Here is a 20268-nt window from a genome sequence, read left to right as displayed (position 1 = left end):
TGCAGGGAGCGAGTCGGCAGCCTGTGGCCGCGGCATCCGCGTCCCCGACTCCGCTGCCGGCGCGCGTGATCGCGGCCGCACTCGGACAGTTCCCGCCGACCGACGAGCAGATCGCGGTGATCGAGGCGCCCCTGGCGCCCGCCCTCGTCGTCGCGGGGGCAGGCAGCGGCAAGACCGAGACCATGGCGGCACGTGTCGTGTGGCTGGTGGCGAACGGCATCGTCCGCCGCGACGAGGTGCTCGGCCTCACGTTCACACGCAAGGCCGCGGGCGAGCTCGCGGAGCGCATCCAGAAACGCCTCGCGCGTCTGGCGGAGTTCGAGCGCCGCGGCCTGCTGCCGGCGCTGCCCGCGTTCGCGGGCGAGGGGCGGCTCGACGTGTTCGGCGAGCTCGAGCGGTCCGGCGCCGACGGGGCACGGGCGACCGCGGAGCGCCACCGCCTGCTCGACGCGCTCGCGCAGACGGTGGGCGCCGTCCCGCACGATTCCGTCGACGACACGCTGCTGCACCGGCCGAGCGTCGCGACCTACAACAGCTTCGCCGACCAGATCGTGCGCGAGCACGCGCTCCGGATCGGACGCGATGCCGAGGCCGCCGTCCTCTCGGAGTCCGCGGCGTGGCTCCTCATGCGTCGCGTCGTGTTCGCCTCCGACGACCCGCGCCTCGAGGAGCGCGGCGAGGCGGTGCGCACGATCGTCGACGCGGCCCTGCGGATCGCGCGGGACGGCGTCGACAATCTCGTCGACTTCGACGCGCTGGCCGCGTTCCCCGAGCGCTTCCGCGCGGTACGGGAGCTGCCGTCGACGAATCGGCGCACCACGGTGTACGCCGACGTCTCCGACGCGGCCGACCGCGTCGATGCGCTCGCGCTGCTCGCCGACCTCGCGCGCGAGTACGCCGCGGAGAAGCTCCGTCTCGGGGTCATCGACTTCTCCGATCAGGTCGCCGGCGCGCTGGAGGTCGTCGCGAGCCACCGCGCGGTCGCCGACGAGCTGCGCGAGCGGTACCGCGTCGTCCTGCTCGACGAGTACCAGGACACCTCCGTCGTGCAGACCGACCTGCTGGCCACTCTCTTCGCCGGCACCGGGGTGATGGCGGTCGGCGATCCGCACCAGGCGATCTACGGGTGGCGCGGGGCCAGCGCCGGAAACCTCGGCGGCTTCTCATCGGCCTTCGCGCCGGGCGCGGCATGCGCGCAGTATTCGCTCCTGACGAGCTGGCGCAACAGCGCCGCAGTGCTGACGGCGGCGAACGCCGTGCTCGCGCCGCTCGCCGCATCCGCCTCCGTCGCGGTCGGCGAGCTGCAGCCGCGGCCGGGAGCGCCCGCCGGCATGGTCGAGCTCGGCTTCGACGGAGACCTCGACACCGAGGCCGACCGCGTCGCGGACTGGTTCGCACGGGTGCGCGCCGAGCGCGCCGACGGCGGTCGGTCGACCACGGGGGCGATCCTGTTCCGCAGCAAGAAGCACATGGTGCGCTTCGGCGACGCACTCGGGCGCCGCGGCATCCCGCACCGCATCCTCGGACTCGGCGGTCTGCTGTCGACGCCCGAGGTGGTCGACGTCGTCTGCGCGCTGCGGGTCATCAGCGACCCGTCTGCCGGCTCCGCGCTCATCCGGCTGCTGTCGGGACCGCGGTGGGCGATCGGGCTCCCCGACCTGCGCGAGCTCGCGGCGCTGTCACGCCGCCTCGCACGCCACGACGCCGCGCTGCAGCCCCTCGCACCAGAAGTGGTCGAGCGCATCCGGGGCAGCGCGGGCGACGACGACGGGTCGCTCGTCGATGCCCTCGACTTCGTGCTGCGGCAGAAGCCGGATCACGGCTGGCTCGCGGGCTTCACGCCCGAAGCGCGGGAGCGACTGCGGGACGCGGCATCCGTCTTCGCGGGACTCCGTCAGGCGAGCGGCATGCCGATCCCTGAACTGGTGCGGCTGATCGAGCTCGAGCTGCGGCTCGACATCGAGCTCGCCGCGAACGAGTCACGCGGCCCCGCGCGCATCGCCTCGGCGCAGCTGCGGGCGTTCGTCGACGAGGTGCACGCCTTCCTCGCCGCCGACGAGACCGGGTCGCTGTCGAGCCTGCTCGCGTGGCTCGACCACGCCGAGCAGCTGGACGAGTTCGCGCCGCGCACCGAGCCGCCTGAGGACGACGTCGTGCAGCTGCTGACGATCCACGGATCCAAGGGTCTCGAGTGGGACGCCGTCGCCGTCGTGCGGCTCGTCAAGGACGAGCTGCCCAGCGCACCCCGTGACACGAAGGCGTGGCTGGGCTTCGGCGTCCTGCCGTACGCGTTCCGCGGCGACTCGGCCTGGCTGCCGGCGCTCGGCTGGCAGTCGGCCGAGACGCAGCAGGATCTCAAGGAGGCGATCGAGACGTTCGTCGAGGCGAACCGGGCTCGGCAGCTCGAAGAGGATCGCCGACTGGCGTACGTCGCCGTGACCCGCGCCCGCGATCACCTGCTGCTCACCGGTGCGACGTGGTCGGGCACCAAGCGCCCGCGCACCCGCAGCACGTTCTTCGCCGAGATCGCCGAGGCGCTCGGGGTGCCGCTCTCCGACGACGAGCCCGGCGACGATCCGTACCAGGGGGAGCGGCGCGTGCTCCAGTGGCCGATCGATCCGCTGGGTGCCCGCAGGGCAGCGGTGGCAGGCGCCGCGGGAACGGTCGAAGCCGCGCTGGGCGCACCGCGTGCGGAGATCGATGCGCAGGCGGCGCTGCTGCTCGCCGAGCGCGAGGCGCGCCGTGCGCGCCCGGTGCACACGGCGCCGACGCGCATCGCGGCGTCGCGCTACAAGGAGTATGTGGCCGACCTCGAGGGCACTCTCGCCGGCATCGCCCGGCCGATGCCCGAGCGCCCCTTCCGTCAGACCCGCCTCGGCACGCTGTTCCACGCCTGGGTCGAACAGCGCTCGGGGCGCGCAGGACTCGGCGGCTCGCTCGATGACGCGCTGTGGGAGACGGACGAGGACCTTCCCGGGACGGAGGCCTCGGTCGAGGACGCCGCCGCGCTGACGGCCCTGCGCGAACGCTTCCTCGCGTCGGAGTGGGCCGCGCTCCAGCCGATCGAGGTCGAGACCGAGATCGACTTCACCACCATCGGCCCTGACGGCCTGCCGCACATCGTGATCTGCAAGCTCGACGCCGTGTACCGGCGCGACGACCGCGGCGGGCGTATCGAGATCGTCGACTGGAAGACCGGCGTCGCGCCGCGCACCCCGGCAGAGAAGGAGGAACGGATGCTGCAGCTCGAGCTGTACCGACAGGCCTATCACTCGAAGCACGGCGTGCCGCTCGACGAGATCGATGTCGCGCTCTACTACGTCGCCGAGGACGTCATCCTGCGAAGCTGAGCCCCCGACGCGAGAACCGGTCCGGGCCGCACGATGTCGCGGCTCGCCTCAGTCGGCCATCCAGCGGCGCAGCGCCGCCTCGGACGCGCGCTCCGCCTCGGCCTCGGCATCCAGTCCGCTGTCGCGGTCGTCATCGCGGGAACCGGACCCGTTCGTGGCCGCGCCCGTCGGCAGCGTGATGGGCGCGGTGGAGAGGTCGTCGTCCGGGTGGATCGCGGGCAGCTCCACCGCAGCCGGGTCGAGATCGACGGGCCGGAATGCGGCGAGCTCCTCGGCGGCGATCTCCTGCGTGTCGAAGGACTCCGGCGCGGGTGGCACCGGCCCCGTCTCGCGTCGCGCATGGTCCTCGTCGGCGACCCACTGCGCCAGCTCCTCGGGGTCGTACGCATCGGTCTGCATCGACGTGTCGATGGTCGGCGCACTCGCGCCGGGCGTGCGTTCGAGAAGGGCGATCGCGTCGTCGACGTCGAGTGCGCCCGGCGAGAGGATGTCGTCGCCGGCGACCCCGCCGGCGAGGGATTCGAGCAGCTCGACGGCGTCGGCGACGATGTCGTCGCGATCGGCGTCGTGGCCGTGCACGAGCCACTTCGCGAACTCGAGCTCGGCGTACAGGCGCGCGCGCTCGCGCGACCGGACGTCGGGAGCGCGGCCGCTGCCGGCGACGTAAGCGGCGTAGACGTCATCGGCGGCGTCGGGGGCCGACGCGAGCCACTGCAGGTCGGTCGCGGGGTCACCGATCGACAGCCCGTGCCACTCGAGCAGTCCGGTCACGGTGGGAACGCCGTCGAGGTCCTCGAAGAGGAACGAGGCGGCCCCCGCGCCGCCGAGCACGACGGCGGACTCGAAGCGCCACAGCTCGTCGGCGTCGACGGCCCGGTGCCAGCGCTCGGCCAGGCTCACCGGCAGTCGGCGGGTCGCGACGGCGCGTTCGATCATTCGCGTGACATCGGCGCGCACCTGCTGCGGCGTGCGCGCCGGCAGGCCCTCGCTCTTGACGATCGAATGCGGAAGCGCATGAAGCGCCGCGAGTGCGGCACCGAGCGAGGTCGCCGCGCCGCGTCCGGGCGGCAGGTGCGCCGCATCGACGCGGTAGCCGGGAAGGAAGTCGACGACCACGACACGTGTGTCTCCGAGGCCCGTCTCGCCGAGGAGCTCGGGCGCGCGGAAGGGGAGGAGGCCCCTCACACCGGGGGTGAGCGCGCGCAGCGCGCGCACTTCCGCGGCGAGTTCGGGAGCGGACGAGGCATCGGCAGGGACACGTACGACCACCCGCCGCCCATCGTCGAGATCGGCGACCGCCGCGTCGAATCGGCCGGCCGCTCCCTCGGTGAGGGCGCCGACTCCGACGACGCCGACCCGCGGGAGAGCCGACGTGACCGACGCGGCTAGAGTGAGGGGTGAGCGTGCCATGTGCCCAGGGTAGGTCGGTCGCGCTCGTCCGTCCCCGCGCCACGCCCGGCCCTGAACGACGAAGCGGAGCATGTTCGATGACGGCGCCCGACAGCACCAGCCTCAATCCGCTGGCGCACCCCGGACTCGATCGCGCGGCCGATGAGAGGCTGATTCCCGACCTCGTCGAGACGGCGAAGACGGATGCCGCGTCCCGGGTCCTCGTCGTGGTCGGCGACTCCGCACCGCTCGCCGCACCCGACGCCCTCGAATGGCGCACCCCGGCGGACGTGCCGGACGGGGCCGAGTGGGCCTTCCTCGGGCGTGATGCCGACGGCGCCGCCCTGCTCGCCGCAGTGTTCGCGTCGCGCGACGACGATCTGTTCGCCGCCCCGGCGGGTTGGGCGGGCCTGCGCACGGTCGGTGCTCTGCTGTCGCCCCGCGACGCCGGCGCATTCGTCGAGGCGCTGAGCCTCGGACGCTGGCTCCTCGACGCGCCCTTCTGCCCGGCGTGCGGCACCCGCACCATCCTCGGTGACGCGGGCTGGTCGCGCCGCTGCCCGAACTGCGGGCGGCAGCACTTCCCGCGCACCGATCCCGCGGTGATCGTCGCGATCACGAGCACGGCGGACCCTGATCTGCTGCTCCTCGGCTCGAACGCCCTGTGGGGTGCCGACCGGTTCTCGTGCTTCGCAGGCTTCGTCGAGGCCGGCGAGTCGCTCGAGGCGGCCGTGCGCCGCGAGGTGGCCGAGGAGTCCGGCATCGTGGTCGGCGCGGTGACCTACCGCGGGTCCCAGGCATGGCCGTACCCGCGCTCGCTCATGGTCGGATTCCTCGCCGAGTCCCGCGACGATGCGGCGGCGCGTGCCGACGGCGAGGAGATCGCCGCGGTCCGCTGGTTCACGCGCGACGAGATCGGCCGGGCGCTCGCCGGCGACGGTGACGTCGTGCTTCCCGGGCGGGCGTCCATCGCGCACCGGCTCATCGCCGACTGGCACGCGGAGCGGGCGTGAGCGCCCTCGCGGGGCTGGACGAGCATCAGCTCGAGGCGGCGACTGCCCTGCGCGGGCCCGTCGCGGTGCTGGCCGGCGCCGGCACCGGAAAGACCCGTGTCATCACGCACCGCATCGCCCACGGTGTCGACACCGGCGCGTACTCGCCCGGACGCGTCATGGCGGTGACCTTCACGACCAAGGCCGCCGGTGAGATGCGAGGGCGTCTGCGGGCGATGGGTGTCGGCGGGGTGTCGGCCCGCACGTTCCACGCGGCCGCGCTCGCGCAGCTCAACTTCTTCTGGCCGACGCTCGCGGGCGACACCGCGCCGGGCATCGTCGACAACAAGGTGAGGATGCTCGCCCATGCGGCCGACGGAATCGGGCTCGCGCCCGACGTCGCCACCCTGCGCGACGTCGCGTCCGAGATCGAATGGCGCAAGGTCTCGATGCTGAGCGTCGACGCGTACGCGGCGGCCCGCCCGAACGGCGTCGGCCGCCTCGGCGTCGAGCGCGTCGTGGCGCTGCAGCACGCCTACGAGAAGCTCAAGGACGAACGCCGTCAGCTCGATTTCGAGGACGTGCTGCTCGCCTGCGCCGGCATGCTCGAGGCCGAGCCGCAGGTCGCCAAGGCCGTTCGCGAGCAGTACCGCCACTTCACGGTCGACGAGTTCCAGGACGTCTCGCCCCTGCAGAACCGCCTGCTCGAGCTGTGGCTGGGGGACCGCCGCGACCTCTGCGTCGTCGGCGACGCGAGCCAGACCATCTACTCGTTCGCCGGCGCCGATGCGGCGTACCTCCTCGATTTCGCCTCGCGCTTCGAAGGCGCCCGCGTCGTACGCCTCGAGACGAACTATCGATCGGATGCCCCGATCCTGGCCGTCGCGAACGAGCTCATGCGCGGTCGACCCGGCGCGCTGCACCTCTCGGCGGCCGCCGACCGCGACGCCGACGCCGGCTCGGCCCCGGTCCCGACGGTGACCGCGTTCGAGGACGACCGAGACGAGGCGCGCGCGGTGGCCGCGCGCATCACCGCGCAGATCGCCGAGGGCGCGGACCCGGGCCACATCGCGGTGCTCTACCGCGCTCATGCGCAGTCCGCGGAGCTCGTCGCCGCCCTCTCGGATGCGGGGATCGCGACCACGGTGCTCGGCGGACGCCGCTTCTTCGACATGCCCGAGGTGCGGCAGGCCGTCATGGAGCTGCGTGCGGCCTCGGTCGCACCCATCGAGAGCGGCTTCGTCGACACCGTGCGCGACATCCTGCGCTCGCGGGGCCTCACGGACGAGCCGCCGGAGGCCGGCGGCGCTCTCCGCGACGCGTGGGAGGCCCGAGCGGCTTTGCTGCGTCTCGCCCAGGAGGCGCCCGAGGGGACCACCCTCCGGGCTTTCGCCGACGAGCTCACCGCCCGCGCCAAGGCGCACGACGAGCCCGCGAGGCGCACGGTGACGCTCGCGACGCTGCACGCGGCCAAGGGTCTGGAGTGGGAGCACGTGCACCTCATCGGCGTCGCGGAGGGGCTCCTTCCGATCTCTTACGCCACCACGTTCGAGCAGGTCGACGAAGAGCGGCGTCTCGCGTACGTCGGCATCACGCGGGCTGGGCGAACACTGTCGCTGTCGTGGGCTCGAGGCGTACGGGAGCGGCAGCCGTCGCGGTTCCTGCGAGAGATCGGCAACGGCACTCTGCGTGCGGGAGGTGCGACCGCACGTGCCGATGCAGCGAGCCGGCGCGCAGGGTCACCGACCGGGTCCGGCCGGCCGAGGGGTTCCGCGCGCGCTCCGCGATGAGGCGCCCGGCCACCATCCCCGCCTCCCACAGCACCGAGGGCTCACTCTCGACAGGGCGCCCGAGCAGCTGCGCAGCGACAGCGGGCCACGAGGGATCGCTGTCGCGGCGGTGAGCCGCGACGCAGGCGAGGCACGCGCTGCGGCCCGGTTCCACGAAGGGACCGACCTCCGCGCCCGAGCCGGTGAGCGCGATCGGAACATGATCGACGTCGGCGCCCATGAGGGCGGCGGCTGCGCCAGGCGCCACGACGCGATGCACGAGGAAGACGACGGCCGCGGCATCCGTGCCGGCGCCGCCGATGCCGTCGAAGCGGTGAGCGGTGTGGACGTCGTACCCCTCCGCGGCGAGGCCCGCGGCGACCGCGTCACGATGGCGGTCGGGCACATCCTCGGCGCACTGGATCGTGACAAGGCGACGGGCCGCGGCGTCCGTCATGAGTGCTCGGCGGATGCGCGACAGGAACCGTGACGCGGCGGACGCGTCCGGAGCACCGAGCGCCTGCGCGAAGGGGACCGCGGCGCCATCGGGGATGCCGCGCTCCAGCTCGCGGAGCAGGCGCTGCTGCCAGGGGTGCGGATCGTCGAGGACCGCGACCGGGTCGGCGCCGAACTGGATCGTCGAGTCGGTCCGCCACACCGGGGGATACGAGGGGTCGAGTCGCAGCATGCGCCCGATCCTGTCGGAAGTCCGGGGCTCGCAACGGGTATCCACAGGCCGCGAGGCGTCTTCGGGGCGCCGCGACGGCCTGGGGAGGAACCGGCGACCCGACCCCGGCCCGCCGCCTACACGGGCCGGTGGTCGTCGGGCGCGCCGCTCTCATCCTCGTCGTCGGCCCCGTCGGACTCAGACGGGGGATCGGATGCCTCGTCCGCGGCCGATCCGTCGGGCTCCTCGCCCGCGAGGAGGCGAGCCAGGGCGTCGTCCATCTCGTCGCGCACCGGCTCCTCGCCGCGGGCGCGGGCCTCGAGGCGGGCGACGAGCACCGCGGGATCGTCGATGTCGGTCGCGCTCGGCATGAGGTCGGGGTAGTCCCACAGCGCGTCGCGCGCGGCCGGGCCCACGGCATCCGTCACGGCGCGCCACATCGCGGCGGCCTCGCGCATGCGGCGCGGGCGGATCTCGAGGCCGACGAGCGAGCCGAGGGCCCGCTCGGCGGGACCGCCGACGGCGCGGCGACGGCGAACGGCCTCCGAGATGCGCTGTGCCGAGGGGAGTCGGGAGGTCGCGTCTTCCGTGACGACCTCGACCCAGCCCTCGACGGTTGCGAGGAGGTTCTCCAGACGCGCGAGGGCGGCCTCCTGGGCCTCGGAGCGGGCAGGCAGCAGCGCGCCGCTCTCGATCGCGCGACGGAGCTCCTCGGGCTCGGACGGGTCGAAGCGCGTCGCGAGATCTTCGAGGGCGTCCGTATCGACGTGCACGCCGCGCGCGAAGTCGGTGACCTGCGAGATCAGGTGCAGGCGCAGCCAGCGCGCGTGACGGAAGAGGCGGGCGTGCGCGAGCTCGCGCGTCGCGACGTACAGCGCGAGCTGGTCTTCGGGCACCTCGAGATCGCGCCCGAAGTCGGCGAAGTTCTGGGGAAGGATCGCGGCCTGGCCGTCGGGCATGAGCGGGATGCCGACGTCACCGCCGCTCACGACCTCCTTGGACAGGTTGCCGACCACCTGGCCGAGCTGCGACGCGAAGAGCGAGCCGCCGACCGTGCGCATGAGGCGCCCGGCGCCCTGCACGAGTCCCTGCATGTCTTCGGGCGCCTGCTCGCTCAGCGCGGAGGTGAGCGCGTCGGCGATGCTGGTGGCGACCGGAGCGGCGAGCTCCTGCCACACGGGCAGCGTCGCCTCGACCCAGGCGCCGCGCGTGAGCGTCGCCGGAGGAGCCGGCAGCTCCGAGATCGTGGTCGCCTCGCTCAGCCACAGCGTCGCCAGGGCGAACGCCTGGTCGAGGTCCGTGCGCTGGCCCGCGGTCACGCCCAGGCCCTCCTGGTTGGCGATGTGCAGCGCCTGACGCTTCGCCATGTCCCACGAGATGCCGGTCTCATCCGCGCCCTCGAAAGCGCCCTGCAGCTGGCGCATGACAGCCTGCATCATCGCGGGGTCGATGTTCATGCCCGACAGCCGCGACAGCTGCTCGGGGTCGAAGTCGCCCCCCGCGCCGCCGAACAGCTGACGGATGAGCTCCTGGAAGTCGTCCTCGGGGCTGGGGTCGCCCCCGCCAGTGACGTCGTCTGCCACTTCAGCCGCCTTTCAGCCGGTCGATGAGGTTGCGTTCTACGCTAGTCGCAGCATCCGTCGCACTCCCCGGCAAGGACCCGAACGCCTTACGCCGGTCGCGAACGACCAGGCGCATCACCGAAAAGGCACGGAAGAGAGGTCCCGCGTGGCCCTGTTCGACGAGAACACGACGATCGAGCCCGCCCCACGGCCGCGGATGTCCCGCCGCACGCTGGCGGGTGTGTGGGCGCTCGCCGTCGCGATGGTGGTTCTCCTCGTCATCACGTTCCTGCCGACCTCCTACGTCATCCAGCGGCCGGGTCCGGTGTACAACACGCTCGGCAGCGCTCAGAACGCCGACGGCGAGGAGGTGCCGCTGATCTCGGTCGAGGGCGCCGAGACCTACCCGACGGACGGATCGCTCGACCTCCTCACCGTGCAGGTGCAGGGCAATCGCGAGCACACGCCGTCGTGGTTCGAGCTCGCCATGGCCTGGTTCGACCCGAGCCGGGCGGTCATGCCGATCGACACGATCTTCCCCGAGAACCAGACCACCGAGGAGCGCAACGAGGAGAGCGCCCAGATGATGGTGGACTCCCAGCACGAGGCGACGGCCGCTGCTCTGACCGAGCTCGGCTACGACGTGGGGGGGACCCTTGCGGTGTTCTCGGTCATCGACGGCGCCGCCGCCGAGGGGATCCTCGAGCAGGGCGACCTCATCCTGGAGGCCAACGGCGAGGAGCTCACGGATGTCGCAACCCTGCGCTCGATCATCAACGAGGGGGAGGGAGCTCCCGTCGAACTGCTCATCGAGCGCGACGGCGAGCAGCAGACGGTGGAGGTCACCCCGAAGGAGACCACCGACGACGCGGGGAAGACGACCTGGATCCTCGGGGTCAATCTCACGACGGACTACGACTTCCCGATCGACGTCACCATCCAGCTGAACAACGTCGGCGGACCCAGCGCCGGCATGATGTTCGCGCTCGGGATCATCGACACGCTCACCCCGGGTGAGCTCAACGGCGGGCAGCAGGTCGCCGGCACGGGCACGATCACCGCCGACGGCGAGGTCGGGCCGATCGGAGGCATCCGTCAGAAGATGTGGGGTGCGCTCGATGCCGGCGCCCAGTGGTTCCTCGCTCCCGAGGCGAACTGCGACGAGGTCGTGGGTCACATCCCGGGAGATCTGCGCGTGTTCTCGGTCGAGGATCTCGACGATGCGCTGGCGGTGCTCGACGCGGTGAGCTCGGACGGCGATCTCGACGCGCTCCCGACCTGCACGCTCAAGTGAGCGTGCGGATCGTGCCCGAAACGTTGCGAGTTTCTTAGAGTTCGCCCAGGGAGGACAAGGCGGGAGCCGAGAATCGCGCGCCTAGGATGGGAACGTGACCACGACCTCCGCGCCGACTCCGGCCACACCTTCTCGCACCCGACGCGTCATAGCGATCACCCTGGCGATCATCGCCGCGCTCGTGGTGGCCTTCTTCATCTTCGCCAGCCTCTACGCGGACTGGCTCTGGTACGACCAGCTCGGGTTCTCGGAGGTGCTGCTCACCCAGTGGGTCGCGCGGGTCGTGATGTTCGCGGTGGGCTTCCTCGGGATGGCGGTGCCGGTGTGGCTCTCCATCCAGCTCGCCTACCGGCTGCGCCCCGTCTACGCACGGCTGAGCTCGCAGCTCGACCGCTACCAGGAGGTCGTCGAGCCGCTGCGCCGGCTCGCGATGTGGGGCATCCCGATCTTCTTCGGCTTCTTCGCAGGCTTCGCCGCCTCGGCCCAGTGGGAGACCACGTGGCTGTGGTTCAACGGCGTCGCCACCAAGACGACCGACCCCGAGTTCGGGCTCGACACCGGCTTCTACATGTTCGCCATGCCGTTCTGGAGCTCGCTCATCGGCTTCGTCTCGGCGGTCCTGCTGATCTGCCTGCTCGTCACTGCGCTGGTCTCGTACCTCTACGGCTCTGTGCGGATCGGTCAGCGCGAGCTGCGGATCTCCAAGTCGGCGCGCATCCAGCTCGCGGTGACCGCGGGGCTGTACCTGCTGGTGCAGGCCGCGAGCCTGTGGCTCGACCGGTACAAGACGCTCGTCGAGCCGGGTGATCGGATCACGGGTCCCGGATACACGGGTGTCAACGCGATCATCCCCGGCCAGACGATCCTCGCCTTCGCGGCCGTCATCGTCGCCATCCTGTTCTTCGTGACCGCGATCATCGGCCGCTGGCGCTACCCGCTCATCGCGACCGCCCTGCTCGTCGTGTCGGCGATCGTCGTCGGCGTCGGCTATCCGTGGGTCGTCAACACCTTCCAGGTGCAGCCGAACCGGTTCGCCCTCGAAGAGGACTACTACCAGCGCAACGTCGACATGACGCACGAGGCGTACGGCGTCGACAACCTCGACCAGCAGGACTTCACGGCAGTGACCGATGTCACGGCCGGCCAGCTGCGCGACGACGCGGCCACCACGGCCCAGGTGCGCATCATGGACCCCGCGATCATCTCGCCGAACGTGCGCCAGCTCGAGCAGTACCGGTCGTACTACCAGTTCGCCGACCCGCTGGACGTCGACCGGTACGACATCGACGGGGTCGCGCAGGACACCGTGGTGTCGGTGCGCGAGCTGAACCTCGCGCAGCTCGGCAACGCCGCCGACTGGCAGAACTCCGCCGTCGTCTACACGCACGGCTACGGCCTCGTCGCCGCGAAGGGCAACGACCGCACGAATGAGGGCGACCCCGTGTTCCTCGAGCGCGGCATCCCCGCCTCCGGGTTCCTCTCCGACCGGGAGGACTTCCAGCCGCGGGTGTACTTCGGCGAGTATTCGCCGACGTACTCCATCGTCGGGGCGCCCGCGGGGGCCGAACCGGTGGAGCTCGACTACCCCTCGGGCGAGGACGGCTCCGGCGAGACGAAGACCACGTTCGACGGCGAGGGCGGGCCGAGCCTGGGCAACGTCTTCAACAGGCTCATCTACGCGCTCAAGTTCCAGGCCGAGCAGATCCTGTTCTCCGACTACGTCAACGAGGACTCGCAGATCCTGTACGACCGCAATCCGCGCGATCGCGTCCAGAAGGTCGCCCCTTACCTGACGCTCGACAACGACGCCTACCCGAGCGTCGTCGACGGGCGGATCGTGTGGATCATCGACGGCTACACGCTGAGCGCCAACTACCCGTACTCGTCGACCGTGAGCCTGACGTCGGCGATCTCGGATTCGAGCAACCCCGCTCCGCGCTTCGCTCTCGACGACATCAACTACATCCGCAACTCGGTGAAGGCGACCGTCGACGCGTACGACGGATCGGTCACCCTGTACGCGTGGGACGAGAGCGACCCGGTGCTGGAGTCGTGGCAGAAGGTCTACCCGTCGACGATCAAGCCGATCAGCGACATGTCGGCCGACCTGATCAGCCACGTGCGGTACCCGACCGATCTGTTCAAGGTGCAGCGCACGATCCTCGGGGTCTATCACGTCGACGACGCGCGCTCGTTCTACCAGAGCGACAACCGCTGGCAGACCCCGAACGACCCGCAGGAGGAGACGGCGCTGCAGCCGCCCTATTACCTGACGATGCAGATGCCCGACCAGGATCAGCCGACGTACTCGATGTTCACGTCGTTCATCCCGGCGGCGACGGCAGGCAACACCAGGAACGTCCTGATGGGCTACCTCGCGGTCGACTCGAACGCCGGAAGCGAAGCGGGCGTGAAGAGCGAGGACTACGGAAAGCTCCGGATGCTGGTGATCGATGCCGAGACGACGGTGCCCGGTCCTGGCCAGGTGCAGAACACGTTCAACTCGGATCCGCAGATCTCGGCGCAGATCAACCTGCTGAAACAGGGACAGTCCGAGGTGCTCAACGGCAACCTGCTCACCCTGCCGGTCGGCGGCGGCCTCCTGTACGTCCAGCCGGTGTTCGTGCAGTCGTCGACGGGTACGAAGCTGCCCAAGCTGCAGAAGGTGCTGGTCTCGTTCGGCGACAAGATCGCCTTCGAAGACACACTCAACGAGGCCCTCGACACGCTGTTCGGCGGTGACTCCGGCGCCGACGCGGGTGACACCGACGTGCAGCCGACCCCGGGTGCCACGCCGGCGCCGACTCCGGAGCCGACGCCGACCGAGCCGACGACGCCGACCGAGCCGACCGATGAGTACCAGGCCGCGCTGCAGGACGCTCAGCAGGCGATGCTCGATCGCCAGGCGGCGCTCGAGCAGGGCGACTGGGCCGCGTACGGCGCGGCCGACGAGCGTCTGACCGCGGCGGTCGAGAAGCTCATCCAGCTCGGCGAGCAGCCGTAGACCCCGGAACGCCGAAGGCCGGTCCCCGCGGGGACCGGCCTTCGGCGTTCCGGGGTTAAGCGGTGAGGATCGCGTACCAGATGAGCAGCAGCGTGACCGCGAAGCCCGAGAACTGGTTGAGCCACAGGAACCGGCGCCATCCCGTGGTCGCGGCCGCCGCCTCGGCGTCGGCGATCGAGCGGTACGGCCACACCGTCACGAGGTAGGGCACCACGAGCACAGCCGCGAGCGGTCCCGGCCAGGTCGTCGCGAGCATCGCGACCCCCGCCGCGGCGTAGCACGCGAGGGCGAAGCGCACCGTCCAGCGTGCGCCGCGCGCCGTGGCGATCGATGCGATCCCCGCTTCGCGGTCGGCGACGACGTCCTGCACCGCGCCGAACGCGTGGGAGGCGACGCCCCACAGCGCGAACGCGGCGATCAGCGCCACAAGGGCGGGTGTCCACGTGGCTCCCGCCAGGACGAGCCCGTACACGGCAGGGGAGAAGAAGTGGATGCTGCTGGTCACGGAGTCCAGGAACGGCCGCTCCTTCAGCCGCAGCGGCGGCGCGCTGTAGAACACGACGAAGAACAGGCTCGCGGCGAGGACGAGCCACGAGACCGCGGACCCGATGACCACGAGATAGGCCACGAACGGCAGACACAGCAGTGCGGAGGCCCACAGGGTCACGCGGTGCATCCGCCGATCGAGCACGGCGCCGTGGGCGCCGCCCTTGCGGGGGTTGCGGAGGTCCGACTCGTAGTCGAACACGTCGTTGATGCCGTACATCGCGAGGTTGTACGGCACGAGGAAGAACAGCGTGCCCAGCACGAGGGTCAGATCCACCTCGCGCGTGGTCATGACATAGGCGGCGGCGAACGGGTACGCGGTGTTGATCCAGCTCACGGGCCGCGAGGCGATGAGAAGCTGCCGGGCGACGGTGCTCGCGCGCAGGGGCGCAGCGGTGGTCACGAGGCCACCTTCTCACGACGCGAGCTCGACGACCCGAGCAGCGCGAAGATCGCCGGTACGAGGAACGCCGCGCACACCGGATAGGCGAAGTCCTCGAGAGGGGCGAGGCCGATGCGCACCCCCGAGATCAGCGCCTCGGGGTACGTGAAGAGCCCCGCGGCGATCATGATGTTGTCGAATACGGCGGTGAGCACGACGAGGACGCCCGCGGCGATGACGGATGCCGTCATCCTGCGCCCGAACGCCGGGAGGCGGACCGTCAGCACCACCACGATCGCGGTGATGAGGACGAACGGCACGACGATGAGCGAGTAGGTCATCGGGTCGCCTCCGAGCGCGGGGGCGCAGCATCCGCCCTCCGCCGATCTGTCAGGCGCAGGGCGCCGGACCACGCGACGAGGGCCAGGTAGCACAGGAACGCCAGGAACACGGGCTCTTCGAGCGGGAGATGGGGAGCAAGGTCGACGCCCAGCAGCAGGGAACTGTCGCCCTTGACGAAGACACCGGTGGCGATCCCGACGGCGTCCCACGCGAGGAAGAACGCGGTGCCGATCGCCACCGCCAGGGCCGTGCGTCCCGGCGCGGGCCACGCCGCGAGGCGCCAGCGCCGGTCGATCAGCAGCACGCCCGCCGCCGAGACGAGGATGGCGGCGAGGTAGAGTCCCGGCACCGTCACACCTTCGCCGGCTCTGCGAGGGGACCGGGGGAGCGATCCCCTCGCAGACGCTTGACGACGAGTTCGGCCGAGATGAGGCACATCGGCAGCCCGATGCCGGGCAGGGTGGAGGCGCCGACGTACGACAGGCCCTCGACCTTGCGCGACGTGTTCCGGGGACGGAACACCGCGCTCTGCCCGAGCGTGTGCGCGAGGCCGAGCGCGTTGCCGCGCCAGGCTCCGAAGTCGTCGGCGAAGTCGCCGGGTGCCACCGTGCGGCGCACCACGATCCGCTCCGCCAGGTCGGGGATGCCGCACCACTCGGCGATCTGCGCGATCACCTCGTCGGCGGCCGCCTCGATCGCCGCGTCGCCGCCGCCGTCGATGCCCCCGTGCCCCAGCTGGGGGTCTGCGGGCACGGGGACGAGCACGAAGAGATTCTCGTGCTCCGGCGGCGCCACGCTGGGGTCCGTGGCGCTGGGACGGCAGATGTAGAGCGACGCGGGGGCCGGGATGCGTGGGCGCGCGCCGAAGATGTCGGTGAAGTTCTCGCGCCACTCCCGGGCGAACAGCAGCGTGTGGTGGGCGAGCTGCGGAAGCCGCCCCTCCACGCCGAGCATCACCAGCAGCGCGCCGGGGCTCGGCGTGCGCGAGCGCCACCACTCCTCGGGATACGTCTGCGCGGCGCGGGGGAGCAGCCGGGTCTCGGTGTGGTGCAGGTCGGCGCCCGACACCACGAGGTCGGCCGGAACGCGGTGTCCGCCGGCGAGTTCGACGCCCGTCGCGACTGCGGCCTCCGTGGTGATCGCGGTGACTCGCGCTCCGGTCTCGATCGCGACCCCGGATGCCTCGGCCAGGCGAGCGATCGCGCCCACGAGCTCGGTGAATCCGCCGCGCGGGTAGAGCACGCGATCTCCCAGATCGAGGTGGCTCATGAGGTGATACAGACTCGGAACACCGTAGGGCGATCCCCCGAGGAAGACCGCGGGGTACTCGAGGATCTGACGCAGCCGGGGATCGGTGAACCGGCGCTCGACATGGCGGGCGAGGCTGCGCGTCAGGAGGGGCGCGAGCTGAGGCATCCGTCGCAGCAGTGCCGGGTCTCGAAGGCCCGCGGTCGTCTCGTACGTGTCGTAGAGGAAGCGCGAGACCGCGAGGTCGTACGCGTCGGCGGCGGAATCGAGGTACGCGTCGAGGCGGGCGCCCGCGCCGGGCTCCACGCCCTCGAAGAGTGCGGTGGCCTCGGCGCGGCCGGAGCGCACGTCGAGCGGAGAGAGGCCCGTCGACGGATCCGAGTACACGCGGTACGCCGGATCCAGCGGCACGAGGTCGAGTTCGCGCTCCGCAGTCGTGCCGAGCAGCCGGAAGAAGTGCTCGAACACCTCGGGCATGAGGTACCAACTGGGCCCCGTGTCGAATCGGAAGCCGTCGCGTTCCCACGACCCTGCGCGCCCGCCGAGTTCGTCGCGCGCCTCGAACAGGGTCGTGTCCCACCCTTCGGAGGCCAGCAGCGCCGCCGAGGCGAGTCCGCCGACGCCGCCGCCGATGACGACCGCGCGGCGCGGTCCGTCGACGAGTGTCATGCGCGCACCTCCCGCGGAGCGAAGCCCAGCAGCGCGCGGGCCGCAAGGCGCGCCTTCACGGCGTCGGGCACGCGCACCCGCTCCTCGGATCCGTCGCACGCGCGCAGGCGCACGGCGAGCTCGGCGAAGAGGTCGTGCGCGGCGGTCACCGCGCGGCGGCAGTCGGCGGGAAGCGCCGGGATGGCGCTGGCCGCGACGGCCAGGTCGCGGTCGATGCGATCGAGCACCGCAGCGCGCTCCCCATCGGCCGACGAGAGACCGAGGTAGTCGCGTCCGAGCACGGCTTCGTCGTGGTGGAGATCGCGCAGGAAGTTGACGTCCTGGAAGGCGGCGCCGAGGCGCCGGGCGCCGTCGACGAGCTCAGGAGAGGGCGTGACCGGATGCTGCGCCCCGGCGTTGACGAACACCTGCAGGCACATCAGCCCCACGACCTCCGCCGAGCCGTAGACGTAGGCGTCGTGCGAGGCGGCGTCGTGGCTGTGCGTGCCGAGGTCGGTGCGCATGGACGCGAAGAAGGGACGCACGAGATCCTCGCCGATGCCGCACTCGCGGGCCGTCCCGGCGAACGCGTGGACCACGAGGTTCGAGCTGAAGCCGCGCGCGATCGCCGAGAGTGCCTCCTGCTCGAGCTGATCGAGTATCTCGCCGGCGACCTCCGGAGGCAGCCCGGCCTCTTCGGCGGGGCCGTCGACGATCTCGTCCGCGATGCGCACCAGCGCGTAGACGTTGCGCACATGCGGTCGCGGTCGCGGACCGAGCAGCCGGCACGCGAGCCCGAACGACGTCGAGTACCGCCCGATCACGGTTGCCGCAGCATCCGCCGCCGCCTGGTTGTAGAGGGCGAGTCCCGTGTGGGTCGCGGTGCGCACGGTGCTCATGGGATCCGTCCTTCGATGCCGTCGGCGAGGGTGCGCAGGAGAGCGCCGGCCCGGTCGGGGAGTGCGGGATCGTGCGACGCCGCCCGCACGGCGGTCAACGTGTCCGCGACGAGCTGCACCAGGCGCTGGCGTGCTCCGGTCTCCTCCAGCACGACCTGAGCCTCGCGCACCGCGACGGGTCCGGTGCGCGCGAGGGCGAGCGCCTCGTCGACGCGCGGCGCGGCGCCCGATTCGCGCGCGAGCGCGACGAGCGGGGTGCGCTTGTTCTCGCGGAGGTCGGGTCCGGTGTCACGCCCTGTCTGCGCCGTGGTCCCGAAGGCGCCGATGAGGTCGTCGACGAGCTGGAAGGCGAGCCCGAGGCGCCCGCCGGCCTCGCCGAGCACGCGCAGAGCGTCGCCGTCGGCGCCCCCGAGGAGCGCGCCCGCCTGGAGCGGAGCGCGGAACGTGTACACCGCGGTCTTGTTGAACGCCGTATCGAGGGTCGAGAGGCGGGACGGATGCCGCGTCGCGACGCTGTTCTCGACGTCGGCGAGTTCGCCCGCCGCCGAGATCAGGACGGCGTCGTCGAGCAGGGTCAGGAGCCGGTCCCGCGTCGCACCGTCGGTGGGAGCCATCGCCACCAGGCGGAAGGCCTCGTGGAGCAGGATGTCGCCGGCCAGGATCGCGGCGGCGTCGCCCACCAGTGCCGCCCCGTCGGGGTCGGCGCCGTCGTCCGCTGCCCGCCGCCGGAACTCGCCGCCGATGTTGGGCACCCCGCGGCGCATCGTGTCGTGGTCGATCACGTCGTCGTGCACCACGAACGCCGTGTGCAGCAGCTCGAAGGCCGCCGCGACGGAGAGGACCGCGGACGTGTCGGCCTCGTCGGAGCGGAACGCGTCGAAGGATGCGGTGACCAGGGCGGGACGCAGACGCTTTCCGCCCTGCGCTGCACGGGTGATCGCGTCGCCCAGGACGCCGAACGCGGGGCCGAGCTCCGACGCGCGCTCGCGGATGCGCGCGAGCGCCCCGTCGATCGCGATCCGCAGATCGGGGTCGGCTGCCGCGGGGATCATGACGCGCGTCTCTCGCGCGATGGCGTCTCGAAGAGGTGGAGCTGCTGGGCCTGGAGCACCAGCCACGGGCTGAACGCCCACGGGGTCGCCTCGAGCGAGATGGCGAGCGCCTCGGGTTCGACCCACCGCGCGTCGACGACCTCCAGCGGATTGAGCACGGGCTCGTCGTCGGTGTAGGCGGTGTACACCGGGCACACCTCGTGCTCGACGACGCCGTTGGCGTCGGTGGCGCGGTACCGGAACAACGGAAGCGCGACCCGGAGGTCGGTGAGCGTGAGCCCGAGTTCGAAGTCCGCGTGGCGGCGGACCGCCGAGAGCACCGGCTCGGCAGGACGCGGATGCCCGCAGAACGAGTTGGTCCAGACGCCGGGCCACGTACGCTTCGTGAGGGCCCGACGGGTGATCAGCACCTGGCCGTCGCTGTTGACCACGTGGCAGGAGAACGCGAGATGCAGGGCGGTATCGGGGCCGTGCACGCTGGATTTCGGGGCCGTGCCGATGGCGCGGCCGTCATCGTCGAGCAGGACGACGTGGTCGGTGTCGGGCATCCCATCATTCCTCTCAGATTGCTAGATAAACTAGCAATACCTCTCGTGCGATGCTACAACGGGTCGGAGGGAACTTCCATGATGTCCGAGCGATGGCTGCCACAGACAGAGCATGAGCATGCGGTGATGCGTGTGCTCACGTCCATCCGTGCCGTCAGCGACGCGATGGAGCGCATGCACAGCGGCATGAAGGGCGACATGGACATGAACGCCTCCGATGTCGCGGCCCTTCGGCTGCTCATCATCCGGGAGCGGCAAGGGCGGTCGGTCAGCCCGCGCGACATCGCCCGCCATCTGCGCATCTCGACAGCATCGACCACGAAGCTGCTCGATCGACTCGTGGATTCCGGGCATGTTCAGCGCCGACCGCATCCCAGCGACGGGCGGGGGCGCGTGGTGGTGCTCACGGAGGACGCGCGCAATGCGTTCTTCCGGGTCTTCGGCGACCGGCTGCGGGCGATGCGAAGCGTCGCGATGGACTACGACGAAGAGGAACTCGCCGTGGTCGCGCGGTTCCTCGACGACCTGTGCGGTGCGATGGACCCGGAGGACTGAAGCGACAACGCGGGACAAACA

Annotated in this window: 15 protein-coding genes; 6 read left to right on the top strand and 9 right to left on the bottom strand. The window is 71.5% G+C overall.

Annotated elements, in window-relative coordinates; translation table 11 throughout:
• Positions 1-53 precede the first annotated feature (53 nt).
• Positions 54-3350 (top strand): ATP-dependent DNA helicase, encoded by a 3297-nt coding sequence (locus Q9R33_RS11625; RefSeq protein ID WP_396654103.1) that lies wholly within the window; start codon positions 54-56, stop codon positions 3348-3350.
• A gap of 48 nt (positions 3351-3398) precedes the next feature.
• Here Q9R33_RS11625 and Q9R33_RS11620 read toward each other — a convergent pair whose 3' ends face one another.
• Positions 3399-4760, bottom strand: a complete 1362-nt coding sequence (locus tag Q9R33_RS11620) for a phosphotransferase (protein ID WP_311293817.1) — start codon at positions 4758-4760, stop codon at positions 3399-3401.
• Positions 4761-4837: 77 nt separating this feature from the next.
• Between Q9R33_RS11620 and nudC the strand changes: the two genes are divergently transcribed.
• Both nudC and Q9R33_RS11610 read left to right on the top strand, forming a co-directional pair.
• Positions 4838-5752: an NAD(+) diphosphatase gene (gene nudC / locus Q9R33_RS11615; RefSeq protein WP_311293816.1), complete on the top strand. Its 915-nt coding sequence runs from the start codon at positions 4838-4840 to the stop codon at positions 5750-5752.
• On the top strand, positions 5749-7521 hold the full coding sequence (locus Q9R33_RS11610) for an ATP-dependent helicase (protein ID WP_311293814.1): 1773 nt from the start codon (positions 5749-5751) through the stop codon (positions 7519-7521). The genes nudC and Q9R33_RS11610 overlap by 4 nt, the downstream gene beginning before the upstream one ends.
• Positions 7522-8304: 783 nt before the next feature.
• On the opposite strand, the gene Q9R33_RS11605 is transcribed toward Q9R33_RS11610, so the two are convergent.
• Positions 8305-9750, bottom strand: a complete 1446-nt coding sequence (locus tag Q9R33_RS11605; protein WP_311293813.1) for a zinc-dependent metalloprotease — start codon at positions 9748-9750, stop codon at positions 8305-8307.
• 145 nt (positions 9751-9895) lie between these two features.
• Here Q9R33_RS11605 and Q9R33_RS11600 point away from each other — a divergent pair, with 145 nt between their 5' ends.
• Both Q9R33_RS11600 and Q9R33_RS11595 read left to right on the top strand, forming a co-directional pair.
• Entirely contained in the window at positions 9896-11023 is a 1128-nt protein-coding gene (locus Q9R33_RS11600) for a S16 family serine protease (protein WP_311293812.1), read from the top strand.
• A gap of 94 nt (positions 11024-11117) precedes the next feature.
• On the top strand, positions 11118-14027 hold the full coding sequence (locus Q9R33_RS11595; RefSeq protein ID WP_056367857.1) for a UPF0182 family protein: 2910 nt from the start codon (positions 11118-11120) through the stop codon (positions 14025-14027).
• 55 nt (positions 14028-14082) lie between these two features.
• Here the strand turns inward: Q9R33_RS11595 and Q9R33_RS11590 are convergent, their stop codons facing one another.
• Genes Q9R33_RS11590 through idi form a run of 7 tightly spaced genes read right to left on the bottom strand, consistent with a single transcriptional unit; the run spans position 14083 to position 19692 of the window.
• Positions 14083-14976, bottom strand: a complete 894-nt coding sequence (locus Q9R33_RS11590; protein ID WP_235560171.1) for a prenyltransferase — start codon at positions 14974-14976, stop codon at positions 14083-14085.
• Positions 14973-15296, bottom strand: a complete 324-nt coding sequence (locus Q9R33_RS11585) for a lycopene cyclase domain-containing protein (RefSeq protein WP_311293811.1) — start codon at positions 15294-15296, stop codon at positions 14973-14975. Before Q9R33_RS11585 ends, Q9R33_RS11590 begins: the two co-directional genes overlap by 4 nt.
• Positions 15293-15646, bottom strand: coding sequence for a lycopene cyclase domain-containing protein (locus Q9R33_RS11580; protein WP_311293810.1), 354 nt, complete (start codon positions 15644-15646; stop codon positions 15293-15295). The genes Q9R33_RS11585 and Q9R33_RS11580 overlap by 4 nt, the downstream gene beginning before the upstream one ends.
• Positions 15647-15648: 2 nt before the next feature.
• Positions 15649-17214, bottom strand: coding sequence for a phytoene desaturase family protein (crtI, locus tag Q9R33_RS11575; protein WP_311293809.1), 1566 nt, complete (start codon positions 17212-17214; stop codon positions 15649-15651).
• Complete coding sequence (locus Q9R33_RS11570) at positions 17211-18092, bottom strand: squalene/phytoene synthase family protein (RefSeq protein WP_311293808.1); 882 nt, start codon at positions 18090-18092, stop codon at positions 17211-17213. Before Q9R33_RS11570 ends, crtI begins: the two co-directional genes overlap by 4 nt.
• A complete protein-coding gene (locus Q9R33_RS11565) occupies positions 18089-19144 on the bottom strand; it encodes a polyprenyl synthetase family protein (RefSeq protein WP_056367849.1) in 1056 nt (351 codons plus the stop codon). The genes Q9R33_RS11570 and Q9R33_RS11565 overlap by 4 nt, the downstream gene beginning before the upstream one ends.
• Complete coding sequence (gene idi / locus Q9R33_RS11560) at positions 19141-19692, bottom strand: isopentenyl-diphosphate Delta-isomerase (RefSeq protein ID WP_056367847.1); 552 nt, start codon at positions 19690-19692, stop codon at positions 19141-19143. The genes Q9R33_RS11565 and idi overlap by 4 nt, the downstream gene beginning before the upstream one ends.
• 126 nt (positions 19693-19818) lie before the next feature.
• On the opposite strand from idi, the gene Q9R33_RS11555 reads away from it, so the two are divergent.
• Complete coding sequence (locus tag Q9R33_RS11555; protein ID WP_235560170.1) at positions 19819-20247, top strand: MarR family winged helix-turn-helix transcriptional regulator; 429 nt, start codon at positions 19819-19821, stop codon at positions 20245-20247.
• Positions 20248-20268 lie beyond the last annotated feature (21 nt).

This window comes from Microbacterium sp. PRC9 (genome assembly GCF_031844125.1).
Classification (GTDB): Bacteria; Actinomycetota; Actinomycetes; order Actinomycetales; family Microbacteriaceae; genus Microbacterium.
Note: the sequence above shows the minus strand (reverse complement) of the source record. Positions and strands in the feature narration are given on the sequence as shown.

Coding starts and splice junctions, on each gene's coding strand:
- Q9R33_RS11585 (WP_311293811.1), bottom strand. CDS start 15,296: ATGACCTACTCGCTCATCGTCGTGCCGTTCGTCCTCATCACCGCGATC.
- Q9R33_RS11620 (WP_311293817.1), bottom strand. CDS start 4,760: ATGGCACGCTCACCCCTCACTCTAGCCGCGTCGGTCACGTCGGCTCTC.
- idi (WP_056367847.1), bottom strand. CDS start 19,692: ATGCCCGACACCGACCACGTCGTCCTGCTCGACGATGACGGCCGCGCC.
- crtI (WP_311293809.1), bottom strand. CDS start 17,214: ATGACACTCGTCGACGGACCGCGCCGCGCGGTCGTCATCGGCGGCGGC.
- Q9R33_RS11565 (WP_056367849.1), bottom strand. CDS start 19,144: ATGATCCCCGCGGCAGCCGACCCCGATCTGCGGATCGCGATCGACGGG.
- nudC (WP_311293816.1), top strand. CDS start 4,838: ATGACGGCGCCCGACAGCACCAGCCTCAATCCGCTGGCGCACCCCGGA.
- Q9R33_RS11570 (WP_311293808.1), bottom strand. CDS start 18,092: ATGAGCACCGTGCGCACCGCGACCCACACGGGACTCGCCCTCTACAAC.
- Q9R33_RS11555 (WP_235560170.1), top strand. CDS start 19,819: ATGCGTGTGCTCACGTCCATCCGTGCCGTCAGCGACGCGATGGAGCGC.